At 47.4% G+C, this 19,225-nt stretch carries 16 protein-coding genes and 1 pseudogene; 2 read left to right on the top strand and 15 right to left on the bottom strand.

From position 1 onward, the window contains the following. Nucleotide 1 precedes the first annotated feature (1 nt). The 11 genes and pseudogenes from fliE to CS022_RS12425 form a co-directional block, all read right to left on the bottom strand. Nucleotides 2-313, bottom strand: coding sequence for a flagellar hook-basal body complex protein FliE (fliE, locus tag CS022_RS12475; RefSeq protein WP_129122552.1), 312 nt, complete (start codon nucleotides 311-313; stop codon nucleotides 2-4). 120 nt (nucleotides 314-433) lie between these two features. Continuing rightward, nucleotides 434-1,834, bottom strand: coding sequence for a sigma-54-dependent transcriptional regulator (locus tag CS022_RS12470; RefSeq protein ID WP_129122551.1), 1,401 nt, complete (start codon nucleotides 1,832-1,834; stop codon nucleotides 434-436). Beyond that, nucleotides 1,831-2,880 carry a sensor histidine kinase gene (locus CS022_RS12465; protein ID WP_129122550.1) on the bottom strand — a complete coding sequence of 350 codons (1,050 nt, stop codon included), beginning with the start codon at nucleotides 2,878-2,880 and terminating at the stop codon, nucleotides 1,831-1,833. The genes CS022_RS12470 and CS022_RS12465 overlap by 4 nt, the downstream gene beginning before the upstream one ends. 172 nt (nucleotides 2,881-3,052) lie before the next feature. After that, entirely contained in the window at nucleotides 3,053-4,519 is a 1,467-nt protein-coding gene (locus CS022_RS12460; protein ID WP_129122549.1) for a sigma-54 dependent transcriptional regulator, read from the bottom strand. A gap of 164 nt (nucleotides 4,520-4,683) precedes the next feature. Beyond that, entirely contained in the window at nucleotides 4,684-5,088 is a 405-nt protein-coding gene (gene fliS, locus CS022_RS12455; RefSeq protein WP_129122548.1) for a flagellar export chaperone FliS, read from the bottom strand. 8 nt (nucleotides 5,089-5,096) lie between these two features. After that, entirely contained in the window at nucleotides 5,097-5,390 is a 294-nt protein-coding gene (locus tag CS022_RS12450) for a hypothetical protein (RefSeq protein ID WP_129122547.1), read from the bottom strand. Continuing rightward, the gene (gene fliD, locus CS022_RS12445; protein WP_129122546.1) at nucleotides 5,390-6,760 is read right to left on the bottom strand and encodes a flagellar filament capping protein FliD; all 1,371 of its coding nucleotides are present in this window, start codon (nucleotides 6,758-6,760) and stop codon (nucleotides 5,390-5,392) included. Before fliD ends, CS022_RS12450 begins: the two co-directional genes overlap by 1 nt. 12 nt (nucleotides 6,761-6,772) lie before the next feature. Then, the gene (locus CS022_RS12440; RefSeq protein ID WP_129122545.1) at nucleotides 6,773-7,189 is read right to left on the bottom strand and encodes a flagellar protein FlaG; all 417 of its coding nucleotides are present in this window, start codon (nucleotides 7,187-7,189) and stop codon (nucleotides 6,773-6,775) included. A 66-nt stretch (nucleotides 7,190-7,255) separates the two neighbouring features. Beyond that, nucleotides 7,256-8,377, bottom strand: a complete 1,122-nt coding sequence (locus CS022_RS12435) for a flagellin (RefSeq protein WP_129122544.1) — start codon at nucleotides 8,375-8,377, stop codon at nucleotides 7,256-7,258. Nucleotides 8,378-8,579: 202 nt separating this feature from the next. After that, nucleotides 8,580-9,732 (bottom strand): annotated as a pseudogene (locus CS022_RS12430) (flagellin). Nucleotides 9,733-9,989: 257 nt separating this feature from the next. After that, nucleotides 9,990-11,135: a flagellin gene (locus CS022_RS12425; protein WP_129122543.1), complete on the bottom strand. Its 1,146-nt coding sequence runs from the start codon at nucleotides 11,133-11,135 to the stop codon at nucleotides 9,990-9,992. A gap of 458 nt (nucleotides 11,136-11,593) precedes the next feature. Here CS022_RS12425 and CS022_RS12420 point away from each other — a divergent pair, with 458 nt between their 5' ends. Beyond that, a complete protein-coding gene (locus CS022_RS12420) occupies nucleotides 11,594-12,028 on the top strand; it encodes a tetratricopeptide repeat protein (protein WP_129122542.1) in 435 nt (144 codons plus the stop codon). Next, on the top strand, nucleotides 12,025-13,698 hold the full coding sequence (locus tag CS022_RS12415) for a tetratricopeptide repeat protein (RefSeq protein ID WP_145964513.1): 1,674 nt from the start codon (nucleotides 12,025-12,027) through the stop codon (nucleotides 13,696-13,698). Before CS022_RS12420 ends, CS022_RS12415 begins: the two co-directional genes overlap by 4 nt. A gap of 85 nt (nucleotides 13,699-13,783) precedes the next feature. On the opposite strand, the gene flgL is transcribed toward CS022_RS12415, so the two are convergent. From flgL to CS022_RS12395, 4 genes are all read right to left on the bottom strand, one after another. Continuing rightward, entirely contained in the window at nucleotides 13,784-14,977 is a 1,194-nt protein-coding gene (gene flgL, locus CS022_RS12410; protein WP_129122540.1) for a flagellar hook-associated protein FlgL, read from the bottom strand. A 12-nt stretch (nucleotides 14,978-14,989) separates the two neighbouring features. Beyond that, on the bottom strand, nucleotides 14,990-16,864 hold the full coding sequence (gene flgK / locus CS022_RS12405) for a flagellar hook-associated protein FlgK (RefSeq protein WP_129122539.1): 1,875 nt from the start codon (nucleotides 16,862-16,864) through the stop codon (nucleotides 14,990-14,992). Between the two features lie 261 nt (nucleotides 16,865-17,125). Further along, nucleotides 17,126-18,088 (bottom strand): flagellar assembly peptidoglycan hydrolase FlgJ, encoded by a 963-nt coding sequence (gene flgJ, locus CS022_RS12400; protein WP_129122538.1) that lies wholly within the window; start codon nucleotides 18,086-18,088, stop codon nucleotides 17,126-17,128. A 3-nt stretch (nucleotides 18,089-18,091) separates the two neighbouring features. Beyond that, nucleotides 18,092-19,207 carry a flagellar basal body P-ring protein FlgI gene (locus CS022_RS12395; RefSeq protein WP_129122537.1) on the bottom strand — a complete coding sequence of 372 codons (1,116 nt, stop codon included), beginning with the start codon at nucleotides 19,205-19,207 and terminating at the stop codon, nucleotides 18,092-18,094. Between the last annotated feature and the right edge of the window lie 18 nt (nucleotides 19,208-19,225).

The following is a 19,225-nucleotide window of genomic DNA, read 5'->3' as shown; positions in this document are numbered from 1 at the left end:
GTTAAACAGGCATGTTCATCAGTTCTTTGTAGGCTTCGACAAGCTTATTTCTTGTCTGCACCGTTGCGTCAAAAGCAACGCTGGATTTGTTTCGGGCAATCATGACATCTGACAAACTGACACTGCGGTCTCCCTGATCGAACCTTGTCGTCATATCAGACGATGATTTCTGTAGACCATTAACAGTGTTGATTGCGCTCGATAAAAGTTGACCAAAATCTTGACCGACCTGTTGGCCAGTTGCTGGGCGACTGGTGTTTTGAGCTTCTGCCATTAGGGCTTGCATTTCCTGTTGCATTGCGTTGATTTTCATCTGCCACCTTCGCTGTCAAAATTTTGACTCAATCCCTTGAGACTAGATAAATACTGTGCTTCTTACCATCTAATGCAAAAAGCAAGCCATTATCTTTGCTGTTACTTTATTGGGTGATACCTAGCCCGGTAGTTCGATTCCAGCATCACGCATCTTCGCGAGCTTGTATCTTAAGGTCCTTGGGCTAATACCAAGTTTCTCGGCAACATCTTTTCGGCGCCCTTCACAGGCTTTTAATGCGTCAAGAATAATCGCGAACTCTTGCTCTCGCAATTCACCACCCAACCCTTCTTTCACAGACATTGGCAAGTCCATTGAAGAAGGCTCAGCCTGAACAGTCGTGGTAGGTGCCACGAATGTCGATACCTGCTCCGTCAAACCATTGGCATCTTGCCAATCCAGCCCTTCAAGAAGGATATCCTCAGCCTGAATCTGGTTATTCCCGCACAGAATTAATGCTCGTTGAATAACGTTATCCAATTCCCTGACATTACCGGGCCATGGGTATGACACCAGTTTTTGCGCAGCGCAACTTTTTATATCAGGCACACCCTGTCCCAGTTTCAGGCTGTGACGCTGAGTCAGATGGGTGGCCAGAGGCAGAATATCGCCCTGCCTGTCTTTTAGAGGCAGCCAGCTGATAGGAAAAACATTCAGGCGGTAGTACAAATCCTCACGGAAGTTACCTTGCTCGACGTAATGGCGTAAATCACGGTTGCTGGTTGCCAACACGCGAACATCCAATTGAATGCTTTTACGTCCGCCGAGCCTTTCCACTTCGCGCTCTTGCAGCACACGCAATAGCTTGGCTTGCAGAGACAAATCCATTTCGCTGATTTCATCCAGCAAAATCGTGCCACCCTGCGCCTGTTCAAACTTACCCGGACACGCCTGCACTGCACCGGTAAACGCGCCTTTTTCGTAGCCGAACAGCGTCGCTTCCAACATATTTTCTGGAATTGCTGCACAGTTAATCGCGACAAAGGGGCCGTCATGGCGGGTAGAGTTACAGTGGATATGACGCGCCATCACCTCTTTACCAGAACCACTGGGGCCCAGGATCATCACGTTAGCGTCAGTTTTCGCCACTTTATCGGCTAACGCCATCAAGGCCTTACTTTTTGGATCCGCGACCACTGCATCGACTTTATCGACATGAGGTGGCGCATATCGTCCAATCATGTTGAGGAGCACCTCAGGCGCAAAAGGTTTGGCCATGTAGTCGATGGCGCCTTCTTTCATTGCAGATACTGCATCAGCAATATTGGCATAAGCTGTCATCAATAAGACGGGTAGCTTAGGGTAATTAATTTTCAGGTTACGCAACAACGCAAGTCCATCCATCCCCGCCATTTGAACATCAGAGACAACAATATCGACAGACTCTTTTTTAAGGAGAAGAAGGGCCTCTTCTGCACTGTCTGCCTCAATCCATTGGTATCCTGCCAGAGCCAGCGTATCGACCAGTGCCTCACGCAAGCCTGCGTCGTCTTCTACGATCAGAACTTTGCTCTGTTTCATTGTGTATCTCCTGAAAAATGAACGGGCTGCGCATCTGCGTTTTCAGCCACTGGCAGACAAAGGGTAAAACAGGCTCCCTTTCCCGGCTCAGAATTGACAGTTAACTGTCCTTTGTGGGCATGGCATACCATCTGTACGACGGTCAAACCCAAGCCAGTGCCTTGTTTGCGTGTTGTGAAAAAAGGTTCAAAAATTTGCTCTTGCAGTGCTTTCTCAATCCCCGGGCCATTGTCGGCAACCGAGATTAATACCTTATCGTCGATAGCTCTGACATCGACGACAACCTTGCAGCCTTTGCCAGATATATCAATTGCATTGAGGACAAGGTTTGATAATCCACTTGCCAACGCATTGACGTTGCCTATCAGACAGTGAGATTCATCGAGGCAATTAATCGCAAAGTCGACGTTATGTCCCATGACGGTTGTCTCAACCATAGGCTCGAATTCGTTCAGTAAATCTTCCAACGTGAAGCGATTAATGACTTTGTTATCGCCGCCCTTCGCAAATAGCAGCATGTCATTAACCTGCTTTTCGAGATCATGCAGGCGATCGACAAGCTTCCGCTGAAAGTGCTGGCGAGAATCATCGGTCAGCGACGGTACTGCCAAATTCTCGGCATATAACAGTGCGCTCGACAGCGGGGTGCGAACTTGATGCGCCAAAGACGCCACCATTTTCCCAAGTGACGACAATCGTTGCAGATCGCTGACTCGAGATTGTAGAAGGCGGGTCTCTGTCATGTCGGTGATCAGAATCAGCTGACCCTGTTCAGACGCAGATATGGCGAGTTTTACCTTTCGGCCATCTTTGAGAGACACCTCATGCCCATCATCGTCACGAGGTGAGAAGGCGCGCTGTATAACATCGAACCAACGCTCGCGCTCAAGAGGTTCACCCAACAAACGCAAAGCTTCAGGGTTTGCTTCTGCAATACATCCGCGAGAATCCAGGAGGATAACACCAGCAGGCATAACATCGAGTACCTGCTTGTATCGCTGAGTTTGTTGTTCAAGTGATCCTAACGGCGAATCAATAGCATCCATCTTTCTTCACTAACCACGTTTGGTTTCTGACATGATTAGCTTTAAGCATGGAGTGTGCCAATTTTTAGTCTAAATATATCAAGGGATTAACGGGTGATTCAGATAAAAAAACGAAGTCATTTTTTTGACTTCGTTTTTTTGACGTAAGTATTACGCTTAGGTTTGAATGCAATCAGACAATGTCATCTTTGTTGAGGCCATACTTACGCATTTTCTCAACAAGTGTTGTTCGACGCATACCAAGCATATCAGCAGCCCTCGCAACGACACCCATTTGCGCCTCAAGTGCTTGCCTGATCATATCGATTTCCAGATCAGCAAGCATCTCTTTTAGATTGACACCTTCTGGCGGTAACTCATTCAGTGCTGCCACCGCTTCATCGATAGGGTCTTCTTCGTAGAACATGGCATTCAATGCGTCCCTTTCTTGTTCTTCTTCTGTTTCCAGATAGCCAGAACCAGGCTCAGGAGTAAAGTGAGGGACGTCAGTGTAACGGTAATTTGAAGGAAGACGATTGACGTCGACCATCTGACCCGGATAGAGGATCACGAGACGCTCAATCAGATTGGCTAACTCGCGAATGTTTCCTTGCCAAGCATGCTCCATCAATGAAGACACTGCTCTTGGCGTAAGGTGGACTTTATCCCCACCCTCCGCCTCTAATCTGGCGAGTAACTCCTGCACCAACAGCGGAATGTCTTCGATACGTTCACGCAGTGCTGGCATTTCTATCGGAAAAACATTGAGTCGATAAAACAAATCTTCACGGAATCCACCGTCCTGAATCATTGTCGGCAAGTTACGGTGAGTGGCGGCCACAACCCTCACATTGACGTTGATCGTCTTGCTACCACCAACCCGCTCGAAACAACGCTCCTGAAGCACGCGTAGCAGCTTTACCTGCATCGGCTGAGGCATATCGCCAATTTCGTCAAGAAACAGCGTTCCACCTTCGGCTAACTCAAATCTGCCTTTTCTCGCTGAGATAGCACCTGTAAACGCGCCTTTTTCATGGCCAAAAAGTTCACTTTCCAACAGATCCGGAGGGATCGCCCCGCAGTTAACCGGAACAAACGGTCCTTTACCACGGCTGGAGTGGAAGTGAATATTACGGGCAGCGACTTCTTTTCCTGTTCCTGACTCACCAAGGATCAACACATTTGCATCCGTCGGGGCAACCTGTTCTATCAGGTGACGGACTTCAGTGATCGTATCACTACGGCCAACCATACTTCTAAACAGCGTATTTTTCTGATGAAGCTGAGGGATCTTTATCGCGTTCTTACCGGAGAACTCCTGACAGTGGCGAAGAGCATCAGCCAACTGGGGATAGTTAAGGGGCAACGCCAGCTCACCAACAAAATTCGGCAAACCAGATACTGCACTGGCGTTACAACTAAGCGCGATAACAGGGATATGGTTGTTTATAGACAGGAAATCAGAAATTTGAGCAAGGTGTTCGGGAGCATGAATATGCCCGAGAAAAAAAGTGCCTTCCGCCTGTTTCCAGATGGCTTGATCGAACTCAGCTGACGAGCAGGTAATAAACTGTTCGCCTATGAAATCAAAAATGACACCGAGATCATGACGAAACCGTTCGTCATCATCTACTACAAGAACCTTCGCTAAACATTGCATGAGTGAGTAGTATCTACCTCAAATTCCATTGATTTTTTACGCAACTAATGCCAATTAGCGTTGCACGTCGCGCTATTGTAATTAATGTGCGACATATGGCAACCAAAGACCCACAAAACCTGTGAGCCTAGTGCAATTCAATAGGAATATGTATGAAGTGTGACTCAGGCCCCAACAACATTTCCATCGTGAAATTCAGCAGGAATTTGATCCCACGCTGATTTGATCTCTTTTAAGATCTCGACAACATCGTCGATGGGTTGTTCTTCATTGTCTCTATTCGCGACAGAAATCTGACGGATCATGAAATCATACAAGGCATCAAGGTTTTCTGCGATTTCACCACCATCATCCATAGACAGGCATGTGCGAAGGCTTATGATGATGTCCAGCGCTTTACCGAGACGTTCGCCTTTCACAGAAATGTTACCTGTTTGCATTGCTGCCTTGCCTTGAACAAGGCGTTCAATGGCACCAGCCATCAGCATTTGTACGACCTTGTGTGGCGATGCCTCACTTAGCTGACTGTCTATCGAGACTTTTTTATAGGCTTTAAGGGAGCCTCTCATAATATTCCTCACCGGCTAATGCGTTGATATACCTGTATCGACTTGCGTCCTTTTTGCAACTTAAACATCAGTTGCGACGCCAGACTGTGGTGCTCTTTTATCTTGTCAAAAATCGTCTGACTTCTGGACATTGCGTCTTCCCATACTGTCTTATCAGTAAAGCTCTGGGCTTTTTCAATGTCACCAAGGCAACCTTCTCGTTCTTTCAATAAATATGCCAATCTTTCATGATCAAGACTCTCTTCATTCAGAAGAGAAAGCAGTTGCTCATCAATATGGTTGAGAGCTGACAGTAATGCCATTATTGGTTACCCATTTGTGGCATCATGCTCATCATGGCGGACATTTGATACTGCATCTGCGCCATCGCACTCTCCATGGCCGTGAACTGACTCATGGTTCTTTTTTCTAATTGTTCCATGCGTAAGTCTAATGTGACCTGATCATCATCGAGACGATTTTTTTGTTCATTCAGGCTGTTTTCACGGCTTTTTATCGACCCGGTAAAACTGGTAAACCGGTCGACAGTGTCCTCTAATTTCTTGGCAAAACCATTATTGCCATCAAAAAAGTCACCCAGCTTGCTGAAGTTTTGATCAAGCTGTTTGTCCATGATGGTTGAATCTATTTCCAGACGCCCTTCCATCGTGGTCGTCACACCAAACTCACTGAGTGTTTTCATTGTGTCTGGTGCGCCTTCAATTGGCGAAGAGAAGACCGCACGCAACTGACTGGTTGCGGAACGAATCAGGCTATCACCGACTAACGCACCGCCAGTTCCCGATTCAGGGTCATATTTCGCCACAGACTGGGTGATTTGATAAAAAGCGTTGTAAGAGTCAACAAACTCTTCCATTACCTTTTTTACTGCTGCTTTGTCTTCACTGACAGAAATATTGACAGGGGAGCCATTGCTCAACTCTTTCGCTTCAATTTTCACACCAGGAATAGCACTACTGAAGGTATTGTTGGAGTTTGTGATAGTGGCAAGACCGTCAACAACAATACGGGCATCTTTTGCCGCCTGTACTTCTGTGAGATTGTTCACTGTACCGGGCACATACGCCAAACTATTGAGATCACCCGTGGTGCTTGAATCGACGGTAAGCGTGATCGTGTTGTCCGCGCCTGTCTTCTCGGAACCGAGGATAAGCCGTTCACCGTCATCATCTTTGATGACAGAAGCAGCAATACCGGGGTTGGAAGCGTGTTTATTGATGAGGCTGGCAATATCGGCAAGCGTATTTTCTGTCTCGCCAACATTTAGAGTGATAGATTCCGAACCCAGTTGGAGCGTCAGGCTACCGGAACCAAAGTTTTTGTCTTCTGTAAACGCGTCGGACACCAATTTCTGGGATTGTGCCAACTGCTGTACATCAACGGAATACGACCCTGTCATCGCATCGTGTTCAGCAGAAACAGAAACAGCCTCCGGGTTATCGGAAGCAGAGCTTCTGGCTGCGAACGTATGGTCTTTACGAAATTTAGACATAGTGTCTTTCATCGTATCCAGCGCATCTTTAAGTCGACCATAAGCACTGATATCAGTTTCTATATCATTTTGCTGTTTGGTAATGCGACTTTGTTTTGGGGCACGCTCTGCCTCAACAAGTTGGCTAACCAGATTGTTTATGTCTAAACCACTGACTAAGCCTGATGCACTTAAGCCCATAATTGCCTCTACTTACACTTTTTCCTGAACCAGCCCTCTTGCATGAAGCGAGAGCTGTTGAGCAAGTTCCAGCATTTCTTTCTCAGGTATCTGGCGTATCACATCGCCGGTACTCATTTCGTACACAGTGACAACACTTTTACCAGATGCCTCGTCGAGTCGAAACGACAGGCCCTTGTTGAAGGTAGAGACAAAATCATCTAACCGTGATACCAGCATTTCAAGCTGCTCTTTTTGCAGCTTTTGTGCCTTGCCTAACTGTTCTTTCAGTTGCTCGCTATTGCTAGCAGCTTCTGTCTCAGTAGAGACAGGCACTCGCTGGTTTGCGATTTTAGGTTGCTCTCCATCCACTTTTTTATTAGCAACATTTGTGCCTGTTTGTGGATTGACTTGAGCATTAGATGACAGGGAAACGGATGAATTGTCCATTGCTGTTCACCTCTTCGGTCAGTCATGGTGGGTGATAACCACCCACCATTTCATAACGTTACCTAATTATCCTAGCAGACTCAGTGCCGCCGATGGTGCTTGCTTCGCTTGCGCCAGAATCGAGGTACCAGACTGTTGTAGAATCTGAGACTTGGTGAATTGCGTTGTCTCTTTCGCAAAGTCGACATCTTTGATGCGGCTGTTCGATGCACTCACGTTCTCGTTTACGTTTTGTAAGTTCGAGATAGTGTGAGTCAGGCGGTTTTGCTTCGCACCCAGCTCAGCACGGTGAGAGTCAACATACTTAAGAGCGTTGTCGATAAGACCAACAGCCGTTTGTGCGCCACCCACAGTACTCACGTCAACGTCTTGGATGCTCTCAGCGGTACCCGCGCCGTTAGACATGCCCAGAGATGTTGATAGGTTACCTGTGAAAGTAATCGTCGAGCCAGCTGCAGCAACAATCTCTAGTTCACCGTCTTCGTTAACAGATGCAGAGACAGATTTGTTTGACTGACCGTTGATGTAAGTCGCTACTTCCTCAATGTCGTCACCCGCTTTCGCGTTGATAGTGATACTCTCACCACCATCAATGACCATCTTGAATTCGGTGTTACCAGCAGTGACGGCCCAGCCAGCTGACTGACCATTACCCGCGGTGTGTACCTGACCACCCATTTCTGATTCGTCAGCACGGATGTTCTTGAATTCCATCATGACAGCTTCACCAGCATCCGCACCCACTTGGAATGCACGTGTGCCGAATGTGCCGTTGAGCAGTTTAGAACCACCGAAAGATGTTGTCTCTGCGATACGGTTCAATTCGTCCTGAAGTGCTACCACTTCTTCCTGAATTGACTCACGTTCTTTCGCACCGTTAACACCGTTAGCTGATTGCAGAGACAAGTCACGCATACGTTGCAGGATGCTGGTGGTTTCTTCCATCGCACCTTCTGCTGTCTGTGACATCGAGATGCCGTCGTTTGCGTTTCGTACTGCAACGTCCAGACCGCGGCTTTGCGCTGTCAGACGGTTAGAAATTTGTAAACCCGCAGCATCATCCTTTGCGCTGTTTATGCGCAAGCCCGATGAAAGGCGCTCCATAGAGTTATTCAACGAGTTAGTTGAATTGTTCAAGAAACGCTGAGCGGTCATTGCAGACACATTAGTGTTTACAGTAATAGCCATAACTATTCTCCATTCGTTCTTACTCTGATTTCCGCCCAGCTAATCTAGGGAAAATCAGTACACTTCTTTCTCACCCTGTTTAACGGCAAGGTGGCGAAAACCTTTATCTTTTTTTTAAACTATTTAAAAACTGCAGCGTAAATGAGGTTTTGATCTCAACCTTGATGGTCAAACAGCGAGCACCGAGGTACAGCGATCACATTCATCGCAGCAGGGATAACAAATTAATCGGTAGTGCTTTTGCCTGAACAAGAACAGAGGTACCCGCCTGTTCAAGAATCTGTGCCTTGGTGAAATTGACACTTTCACGGGCAAAGTCTGCATCCATGATTCGGCTATATGAGGCCGACAGGTTTTCCTGCGTCATGGATAAATTATTCATGATGTGATTAAGCCGATTCTGAAATGCCCCAGATTTCGCCCTTTCACTGTCAATGTGCTCAAGTGCGGCATCAATAATGCCGACACCGAGCTGTGCGCCGCCAATCGAGCTGATATCTACATCATCCAGCGTTTTATTTGCGCTCAGAGTTCCCATACCAGCCAGCCCAATAAAGGACAATGAAGTGGCCAAGCCACCACTAATATTAAATGACGTCATACCCGTTTCAGGTGTGAACACCTGCAATTTGCCGTCGCCATCCACAGAGGCTGCCAGCCTTCCGTCCGCTTGACCGTTTATCAAGGTGGCGACTTCTTCGATATCATCGCCAGCCTTTGCATTTATCGTGATATCAAAGGCCTTGCCGGAACTGGGGGTGAAGTTAATTCTTATTGTGGTGGCACTGCCAGACACAGACCAATCAGCCGATGTCCCAGTAGCAGCTGAGTGGTGATAGCCCCCCATGTTACTGTTTTCTGTACGTAAGCTATCAAGCTTCATCAGTACAGCTTCACCCGCTTCTGCGCCAAATTGAATCGCCGCGGACCCAAACGAACCATTGAGCAGCTTCTTACCCGCAAAACTCGTGGTTTCAGCAATTCGATTTATTTCATCTTTGAGCGCCGAAATTTCTTCCTGCATGGCTTCGCGCTCTTTCACGGTATTGGAGCCATTGGTTGACTGCAGGGCTAAATCCCGCATTCGGAATAACATGCTGGTTGCTTCTTCCATCGCGCCATCCACACCTGAGACATTGACAGGCCGTCGTTGCATTTCTCAGCCCAACATCCATTCCCCGTATGTGGCTATTCAGGCGATTGGCTATTTGTAACCCGGCGGCATCATCTTTCGCGCTATTAATCCGCTGTCCGGACGCCAGGCGCTCCATGGCAGTATTCAACATACCGTTTGTCCGGTTCAGGAACCGGTATGCCCGCATAGCCGACATATTGGTCAAGATACTGAATGACATATTGCCTCCAGACAAACTCCAATAGCGTGAGATGCTGTCTCAAGCCGCTCTTGGTTATTGTGTCGGCAAAAAATGTTTTTTCTTTAGAGGGTTATATTTTTGAGGGCAGGTTTATAGGGAAAATAAATAGAGTGAAAAGTGAAGACCGATGCTATTGAAGCCAGTAAAAATGAGTGATTCAGAATGTGAACGGCCATGTGATAAAAAGCCATAAAAAAAGCGGCAATACCATGCCGCTTTTCTCGACTAGCCTCACATTAATTACCCAGTAAGCTAAGTGCAGCCTGCGGCAGTTGTTTCGCCTGAGCAAGAATTGATGTACTGGCCTGCTGCATAATCTGGCCTTTTGTGAGCTGGGTGGTTTCTTTCGCAAAATCCACATCCCGAATACGACTGTTCGACGCTGACACATTCTCTTGAATGCTGGCCAGGTTATTGATCGTATGACTGAGACGGTTTTGCTTAGCACCGAGATCAGCGCGTTGTTTATCGATGTAGTCCAACGCGGAGTCAATGATACTGACACCCAGTTGCGCCCCACCAGACGTGCTGACATCGATACTCTGGGCAGTTACAGCTGTACCTGCGCCCGTGGTGATACCTAGTGAGGATGCAAGGCCACCACCAAACGTCACGTTGCCATCGACATAGGCATCTCGGAAGAAAATCTGTAGTTCGCCATCTTCAGTCACTGACGCGCTGAGCTTACTTTCAGATTTACCGTTGATGTAGGTGGCAACTTCTTCAATATCATCACCGACTTTAGCGTCGATTTTGATCGTTGTTGTCGTGCCTGCTCCAGCATCAAAGGTGATGTTTAGTGTGTTGTTACTCGCCGCAACTGACCACCCAGACGATTTGGCATTCGAGCCTTCAAATGCGACCCCGCCCATTCGACTGTCATCCGCACGGATGCTGGTCATCGTAATGGTCATCGCTTCACCCGCATCAGCACCTATCTGGAATGCTGAGGGGCTGAAGGTTCCATTTAGCAGTTTCCGACCACCAAAAGCGGTGGTTTCTGCTATCCGGTTGAGTTCGTCCTGCAACGCAGTGACTTCTTCCTGTATTGCTTCCCGCTCTAACGTGCTGTTAGTACCGTTCGCGGACTGCAGTGACAAGTCACGCATGCGTTGGAGTATGGTGGTTGATTCCTGCATCGCACCTTCGGCTGTCTGCGCTATCGAAATACCATCATTCGCGTTGCGCATTGCCACATCAAGACCCCGAGTTTGGGTCATGAGTCGGTTTGAAATCTGCAGTCCTGCTGCATCGTCTTTGGCGCTGTTTATACGGCTACCAGAAGATAAGCGTTCCATCGACGTGCTGAGTGCATTAGTCGACTGATTTAGGTAACGCTGCGCAGTCATTGCAGACACGTTGGTGTTAACTGTTACACCCATTTTGCTCTCCTTTGACTTTCGCTTAACTCTGCGAAAACGGCTAGCCCGCATCTACAACTTGAAAACTACACAGCGGGTATTGCCTTTCTGCTCTTAGTTTCTCACCTGCCAAGACAAAAACTTGGACTTGCTCAAAATATATACAAATAGCATGCCAAAAAATTTATCTATTTAAAACCAATAACTTAGGAGAAGTCATTTTAAAAGCGGCAACAATTTTTTTTGATGCTCTCCGCAAAAGCGGCAAAAAGTTGTCCCTACAATAACAGCAATTAAATTCATATTTTACAAGTCGACTCATGAAATTCGACATCAGAATAGTGTGACTTAAAACAAGTTAAAGTGAAAAAAACTCCCGTAATTACAGCGTCGGTACGGTATTTGCTAAAAATAGGACTATAAAGAAAATGTCGCAAAACTACCTGCCTTCGCGCGCACAACAACTTCAGGTAAACACTATGAATGAAACCACCTCTGAGAATGCAATGACTCTCGATCAGGCATTTCAACACGGCGTGTCTTTGTATCAACAAAAGCAACCACTGCAAGCCCGCGAAGTGTTTGAACAAATTCTTCATCATGCACCGGACTCAGTGGCTGTTCTCCAGATACTGTGTGTACTCGACATGGAGGACGGTAAATTTGATGCGGCAATATCTCGTCTTGATGCGGCGCTGGAAGTTGAACCGGAAAATCTCTCAGTCTGGTTTGATAAGGCCAACCTGCTGCACCAGTTAGGCATAACAAAGATGCGCTGCTCATTGTTGAGGTGTTGCAAGAACAGGCACCGGATAATCAAGATATTTTGGCATTGCGGCAAAAGCTGGCCGACGCCACAAGAAATCTCGCAGACAGCCGAAAAACCAAACGACAAATGTCAGACAGTACCATGATCAAACGGCAGGTTATGTCGGATGAAATTGAGCAAACCTTTGCCGTTGCTCTTGAAATGGAGCAAGGCGGCAATTTCCAGCAAGCCGCAGATCTTTACTCCGCAATATTGGCGATAGATGATCGCCATGTGCCCGCCTATCAAGCACTTTCCCAATTGCAGATCGAGCTCGAAAAGCCTGAAGCAGCGAGACAAACTGCATTGCGTGGACTCGACCTTGCCGAATCAGACCTTAGATTGACCGTGTTGCTGGCAAAAGCCGAAATCATGATGGGGCACTACACTGCCGGGCGAGAATATTGCCGAAAAGTGTTAAAAACATCGCCGACCGAACTGACTGCTCAGCGATTGATCATCAATAGCTACGAACATGAGCAAAATTGGATAGAGGTCAATCGGGTCGCGACAGACATGCACCGTGAGCACCCTAATGATCGTCAATTTTTGTCTCAACTCGCCTTTTCGGGTTTTCGCCTACTTCGCGATAAACATAATTTTGTGCCGGAAAGCATCATCAGATGTCAAAAGCTAATGGCAAAGGCCATCAGCAAATCAGAAACCGAACAGCAAAAAGATAAGTTTTTGCCTTGTCTTGCTGAAACCTTCTGGTACGCAGGTGAGCCAAAAAAATCACTCGAAATTCTTGATGATTATCTCAATCGTTACCCTCAGGACATTGAAGCACAATTCAACGCCTGTTTTATTCATAGGACGCTCTATAACTGGGATGCATTTTATGACGCTTTTGAAAAAGGCATCGAATCTGGTGCTCGTCTGAGTTATCGCGGTGACATTGCTCGGTGGGATTTATCGAGACCAAAAAGCGACATCGTATTGGTCGTCCCTGAACAGGGCGTGGGTGATGAAATCGAGTTTTTCCATAATTTAGCGATTGTTGTCGAGAATGCGGCAAAAGTATATGTTGCCTGCGAACCAAGACTGGTGCCAGTGCTTAACATTTCACATCCAGAGGTTATCGCCGTTCCCGTCAAACGTGTCGACCATGAAAGTATGGCCATTCCGGAAGAAGTAAAACGTGATATTACCAGTTGGATTGCGGGTGGCAGCCTTGCGGCCATTGCATACCAATCATCAGGAAAGCACCATTATCAGGCGAGCTATTTTTCACCACCCAACGATCAAGTTGAAAAATGGTCCTCTCATTTCGACGAACTTAAAAAAGCGCACAATAAAAAACACGTAATCGGTCTGAGCTGGCGAAGTGGTCTGGCGGGGGCAAGCCGTAACATTCACTTTTTGTCTGTCGATGATGTGGCCCGATTGGTTGAAGCGTTTCCCGAGGCTTTATTTGTAAATCTTCAATATGACGATTGCAGTAAAGAGATTAGAAAAATCAAAAAACTCAGCGGCGTTGACATTATCCAGCTTGAAGATATCGATCTGCGTGATGATTTTGTGGGTACTGGCGCGCTGATTGAGGCCTGCGATCTGGTGATCACCGCGGCAACGGCAATCTTCCGACTAACCAATGCCATCGGCAAAGAATGTCATCTGTTCTATGGCTGGGATAAAGATTCTGATCATAATGTGCCAGTAAAACTCGAGTGGGAAACGGGCTTCGGCTATTACTACCCACCACTCATCGAAAACAAATATCCTGTTGTCGACAGCATAGTGAAGCATGTTACCGGTCGACTGTCTTCCCAATAAACATGGTGACAAAAAAGAACCCCCGCAATTGCGGGGGTTCTTTTTTTTCTAACGAAGAAAAATGGCGAACTTTTGACTGATATATCTACATATAATTGAACAGACTCAGCGATTTTGCTTTTGAGAAAGCTTGTTGAGATGCCTGCAATGCCAGCATATTTTCATTCAATTCAATGACAGCTTTTGAGTAATCCAAATCTTCCATCGTTCCTAATGAACGGTTGAGATCGACCTTAAAATCTTGATGGGTTTCTTCCTGACGATCCATTGTTTGCAGGCGAATACCCACATCAGAACGGGCTTGGTTTAAATGTTTAAAAGCCCCCGCCAACTGCTCAGTGACCTTGTGCAATTCGGCAGTCGCAGAAGCATCATCCGGCGCTTTGTCTGACATGTCCATCGCATGTTTGAAGGATTCAAACACGCTGAAAGTATCTTGACGAGACAAGTCTATCGAATCACCCGATTCTATATTGCCTTCCACTTGAACCGAGAGTGTTCCCCAGTTCACACCATTTTGAGGATCGTAAACGCCAGCATCAACAGAAACACCATTCTGGAAAAGCTCATAAGTTGTGTTGCCACTGGCATCCGCGCCAAACGATATTTCATAAGCCGCATTGTCACTGTTGTTGGCATTCACTGCCGACGACAACAACAGGGTTGAGTCGTCACCAAGGTCATAGGTCGGATCGTAATTGCCAAATGGATTATCAATATCCATAAAGACTTTGTCACCCGGGTCACTGGTCACGACATCAAGCGATGCTGCAATTTGCGATTTGCGGTGATAACTGTCGCCAACGTAGGTGACGTCACCACTGTTGTTGCGGAAGAAAGGTTGTGCATCAGTGCGAGTGCCTGCAAACAGGTAGTTCCCGGACTCATCTTTTGAGTTAACAAGATTCATGAAGTTATCAAAAATCCCTTTCAACTCTTGCTTATGCGCCTCACGATCATCTTCAGACAATGCACCGTTGATCATCGCCAACGACGTGCGTTTTGCACTGTCCACCAACTGCTCCGCATTGTCGATGGCAATTTCTTCACGAGCCTGACGGTTTCGGGCAAGGTTGATCGAATCCAGATACTGATCAATTTGGGTGTTTTGTTGCTTAAAATTCTGAATATAAATAGAAGAAACCGGATCATCACCCGCTGTCAGCACGCGTTTTCCTGATGCCAGTTGATCTTGATTTTGCTGAATACGGACTTGTTGCTTCATCATGTCATTGGAAACAGACTGATAATTGTGAAAGCTGGAAATACGATTCATCATCACTCAGTCTCCTTAACGTGTTGCACTCAACAATTGCTGAAACGCATCATTCGCCGCTGTCATTATGCGGGATGATGCCATGTAGGCTTGCTGAAATTTCATCATGTTGGCAGCCTCTTCATCAAGGTTGACGCCAGAGACTTCGGCCACTTTACTTTGCGCAGCGTCATGTTCAGTGACCGCCACCGCTCGTTGGTTACCCGCTGATGCTTTTAACATACCAATACGGGTATTCAGCCCTTCGAAAACGTCAATGATGCTGGAGCGGCCTTCATCCATTTGCTTATCGGTTTGCAACGCCTGAAGTTTCAGAAGGTTGCCGTTCTCACCAACAGCTGGGTTCAGGTTAATATCAAAAACATCGTTAGGCATCGCGCCGTTCGTTAACTCGAACTGTGTACCGTTAACCGTTACCGGTGATGATGGCGGATAGGCCGCTGCTGTCAGCAAGGTGTTACCGTCTTTATCCAGCACAGTATATTGAGAAGCATCATTCGAAATCACGACCTGAAACTGGTCCTGCGCACCCACACTGTTTATTTTTACGTCACCACTTCCACTCAGACGGGATTGTGAACTGATAAAACTCTGAGCGGCAATTTTTGCCGGGTCATCCATGGTGATTTCAATTTGTCCAGCTCCTTGGCGAAACGGACGCAAAATTAACGCATCACCCGCACTCATCGGCGAGTCCATCTGAATTTTCAAACCGTCAATTTCGAAACTTGGCGGAACGCCAGTTGGCGTGACAGACTGAGTCTGATCGTCAGGATTGGTAATGCTGTACGCTGCTCCATCAAAACGAAGCTGGTAATCACCGCTACGTGCCACATTGATGTCATCGATGTAAACTTTTACATCGGCGGTAGAAGACGGATTGGCGACAACGCGCGACGCAGCAATTTGATCGCTGTTCATGTCTCGGAACATCAAATCACCGACATTGCCGTAGGCATCAAAACCCTGCTCTTGCAGTTCATTGACCTTAATCGCAAAGCCCGCTGCCACCCGACCCAACTCGTCTCGGGTATCAGGCAGAATTTTGTCACGAAATTCAAAAAGAGCCCCGAGCTTGCCACGTATATCTGACTTATCGATGGTTTTTACCGCATTGCCTTCAACCATCGCAAGGCGACGCTGATGCTGATCAGGGTCACCGGGTACGGTTGTTAACTCACTGGAATGCACACCGGAAACAAGGTTGTGACCACTGCCAATAATGATATTGAAATTACCGCTGTTTCTCGGGCTAACACTGACTTGCGTATATTCAGAGAGTTCGTTAATCAGGCGCTGATGACGGTCGTAAAGGTCGTTATTGGTTGGGTCATTGACCATCGATTGGTGAATATCTGCCAGCTCTTTGCCGATGCCATTGATGCGATCTAAGGTCACATCAATTTCTTCGTTGGTATCACGCTCACGACTGAACAGCACATCGTTAACCTGGTTCAGGCTATTTGACACCATCCGGGCTTTTTCAAGTACCACACTGCGCGCGCCCATATCACCTGGATTATCTGACAGCGTGCGAACGGCACCATAGAATTCGTTCATTTGCTCGGGGACTTTGCCCGCCATGCCTGACATGATGCCGTCAATAAGATTCAGCCTGTCATCGCGTGCTTTGGCATTACCGAGGTTAGACGTTGCCACATGAAGTTGATCAACGGAAAATTGATCAAAGTTGCGTTTTACCGTCTTGGCATAGACACCAGTACCCCACTGATTGCCACCCCAGTAGTAAGGATCACTGGCAGACTGCTCCACAGTCTGGCGACTGTAGCCCTCAGTGTTCACGTTGGAAATGTTGTGACCTGTGGTATTCAGCTGACGCTGTGCCGTCATGACACTTTGCGCGCCGAGATTCAGCAAATCAAAACCCATCCTGCCCCCGGTAATCTCGTTTTAACTTCATTTGCATCAAACAATGATACAAAAACCATGCCATGAAGTACTGCATAAAACAGAGTGTGAAAACGCTGTATTCCGGCTATTGCACCGTAATAACGATAAGAAATTTAAGGGAATTACAATCTTGCGGCTAATTGCAGGCAAAACCTTGCCGTAGCCAGACAGGCAGAATCCCTTCGCGTTATGGAGCGTATCGGCCGCTAGGGTCAGGACTTGACCTTTTAGCAAAAGAAATTATTTGAGCAGGCTTTTTACCTGTTCAAAAACACGCAGAACTTTGTCGGAATAATCCGGGTCAGTCGCGTAACCAGCTTTGTGCAGACCACGGATAAACCCTTCAGGGTTAGATGACTCTTTCAGCGCATCTTTGTAGCGTGGCTGAGTCGTCAGAAAGTCCGCATAGTCATTAAAGCTTTCTTCAAAAGACGGGTATTTACGGAAAGCGGCTTGCTTATTGACTGGGATATCGTTTTCGAACTCGAGTGTCCGTGTTGACACTTTATCGCCATCCCAGCTGCGGTTCGCTTTGATATTGAATAGGTTAAAGCTACTGCCCATCCCATTCTCGATGACTTTTTGACCCCATCCGGTCTCAAGCGCAGCCTGCGCCAGCAGGATAGCAGGGTCAGCGCCCAGTGCACGTCCTGCTTTCATTGCATGCGGCAACATGGTCGTGACGAAGCCTGCTGGCGAAGAGAAACCCCGCTCACGCTCTTTCGGTGGCGCAGACTTGGTATCCGTCGCTTCTTTCGCAGCGACAGTTTCGGTTACTGGCTTATCGTCTTGCTCTTTTTCATTTTCAGCAGGCGCTGCATCGGGCTTAGCAGCGGGAAGCTTCAACCGATCAGAAGCGGTATTCGCACCCACATCCATTGGCTCGCTGCTCTGCAAGCCTGAAAGCTGCTTAACAATCATTTCCGCCAAGCCCAAAGAACCTTGCTGACTCAATGTACTCGACAGTTGTTCATCGGCCATTTGCTGATAGAACTTAGATGTACGATTGTCGGTCAATCCCGAGTCGAAAACCGAGTTTGCATCACGCATAGATTTAAACAGCATTTGCGTGAAGATACTCTCAAATTGGCTTGCCGCCGAGCGCAAGGCATCTTCTTTCCCCTCACCGCTTTGTGCTTGTTGCCTGAGCATATCTAAACTGCTCAGGTCATTGATAAAACTGGTATCGACTGGTGATTTCATACGCTATATCACTATCATCTGACCATCAATTGCACCCGCCTGCTTGAGAGCCTGTAGTATGGCCATCAAGTCTGAAGGCGCTGCGCCAACACTGTTTACTGCTCTTACAAGTTCATCCAGCGTAACACCCGGTTTGAAGTGGAACATACGACCTTCCTGTTCAGTCACTTCAATATTCGAATCGGGGGTGACGACTGTCTCGCCGCCTGCCAGCGGATTAGGCTGACTGACATTAAAATCTTCTTTGATGGTAACCGTCATACCACCATGGGTAATGGCTGCCGGACGTAGTCTCACATTCTGACCAATGACGATGGTTCCGGTGCGGCTGTTCACAATAATCTTTGCAGCCGCCTCAGCCGGATTAAACTCTAAGTTTTCAATCATCGACAAGAAGGCAACGCGCTGACTAATATCTCGTGGGGCACGAACACGCACTGAGGTTGCGTCCATCGCTGCTGCCACATTTGGCCCCAGCAAACCATTGATGGTTTCCGCCATACGCTGAGCAGTGGTGAAATCAGAGTCAAACAGGTTGAACGTCAAGAAATCGCCGCGACCAAATGGATTAGGTACTTCACGCTCAACAGTGGCACCGTCAGTGATTCTTCCTACCGTTGGAGTATTGCCGACAATCTTTGAACCGTCGGCCCCTTCTGCGCTGAAGCCACCCACAATCAGGTTGCCTTGTGCGATGGCGTACGTCTTTCCATCTAACCCTTTGAGAAAAGTCTGCACCAGTGTGCCGCCTCTGAGGCTCTTCGCTGAGCCAATCGACGACACAGTGACGTCAATTTTTTGACCTGACTTTGAAAAGGGGGGTAATTCTGCACTCACGGCAACCGCAGCAACATTTTTTGTCTTGGGTTTGGTGCCGGGAGGCAAGACAATGCCGAAGTTTTTCAGCAATGCCGTAAAGCTTTGATCAGTAAAAGGCGTCGTCTCACCCGTCCCCGCCAAACCGACCACCAGACCGTAACCAACAAGTTGGTTACTTCGCACACCAGCCACCTCAGACACATCTTTGATGCGGGCAGCCTGTGCAGCCGTCACGCTGAACGCAAAGGCGATCAGAAGGCTGTGAATCAGGGTTTTAAAACTATTTTTACGACGACACATAGCGTTTACTTGACCTTA

This window comes from Veronia nyctiphanis, from assembly GCF_004116385.1.
GTDB lineage: Bacteria > Pseudomonadota > Gammaproteobacteria > Enterobacterales > Vibrionaceae > Veronia > Veronia nyctiphanis.
Note: the sequence above shows the minus strand (reverse complement) of the source record. Positions and strands in the feature narration are given on the sequence as shown.

Excerpts from the sequence above, each read along its gene's own strand:
- flgL (WP_129122540.1), bottom strand. The coding sequence starts at position 14,977 with ATGATGAATCGTATTTCCAGCTTTCACAATTATCAGTCTGTTTCCAAT.
- flgJ (WP_129122538.1), bottom strand. The coding sequence starts at position 18,088 with ATGAAATCACCAGTCGATACCAGTTTTATCAATGACCTGAGCAGTTTA.
- CS022_RS12465 (WP_129122550.1), bottom strand. The coding sequence starts at position 2,880 with ATGGATGCTATTGATTCGCCGTTAGGATCACTTGAACAACAAACTCAG.
- fliS (WP_129122548.1), bottom strand. The coding sequence starts at position 5,088 with ATGAGAGGCTCCCTTAAAGCCTATAAAAAAGTCTCGATAGACAGTCAG.
- CS022_RS12470 (WP_129122551.1), bottom strand. The coding sequence starts at position 1,834 with ATGAAACAGAGCAAAGTTCTGATCGTAGAAGACGACGCAGGCTTGCGT.
- CS022_RS12460 (WP_129122549.1), bottom strand. The coding sequence starts at position 4,519 with ATGCAATGTTTAGCGAAGGTTCTTGTAGTAGATGATGACGAACGGTTT.
- CS022_RS12420 (WP_129122542.1), top strand. The coding sequence starts at position 11,594 with ATGAATGAAACCACCTCTGAGAATGCAATGACTCTCGATCAGGCATTT.
- CS022_RS12415 (WP_145964513.1), top strand. The coding sequence starts at position 12,025 with ATGATCAAACGGCAGGTTATGTCGGATGAAATTGAGCAAACCTTTGCC.
- CS022_RS12450 (WP_129122547.1), bottom strand. The coding sequence starts at position 5,390 with ATGGCATTACTGTCAGCTCTCAACCATATTGATGAGCAACTGCTTTCT.
- CS022_RS12395 (WP_129122537.1), bottom strand. The coding sequence starts at position 19,207 with ATGTGTCGTCGTAAAAATAGTTTTAAAACCCTGATTCACAGCCTTCTG.
- CS022_RS12435 (WP_129122544.1), bottom strand. The coding sequence starts at position 8,377 with ATGGCTATTACTGTAAACACTAATGTGTCTGCAATGACCGCTCAGCGT.
- flgK (WP_129122539.1), bottom strand. The coding sequence starts at position 16,864 with ATGGGTTTTGATTTGCTGAATCTCGGCGCGCAAAGTGTCATGACGGCA.
- fliE (WP_129122552.1), bottom strand. The coding sequence starts at position 313 with ATGAAAATCAACGCAATGCAACAGGAAATGCAAGCCCTAATGGCAGAA.
- CS022_RS12425 (WP_129122543.1), bottom strand. The coding sequence starts at position 11,135 with ATGGGTGTAACAGTTAACACCAACGTGTCTGCAATGACTGCGCAGCGT.
- CS022_RS12440 (WP_129122545.1), bottom strand. The coding sequence starts at position 7,189 with ATGGACAATTCATCCGTTTCCCTGTCATCTAATGCTCAAGTCAATCCA.
- fliD (WP_129122546.1), bottom strand. The coding sequence starts at position 6,760 with ATGGGCTTAAGTGCATCAGGCTTAGTCAGTGGTTTAGACATAAACAAT.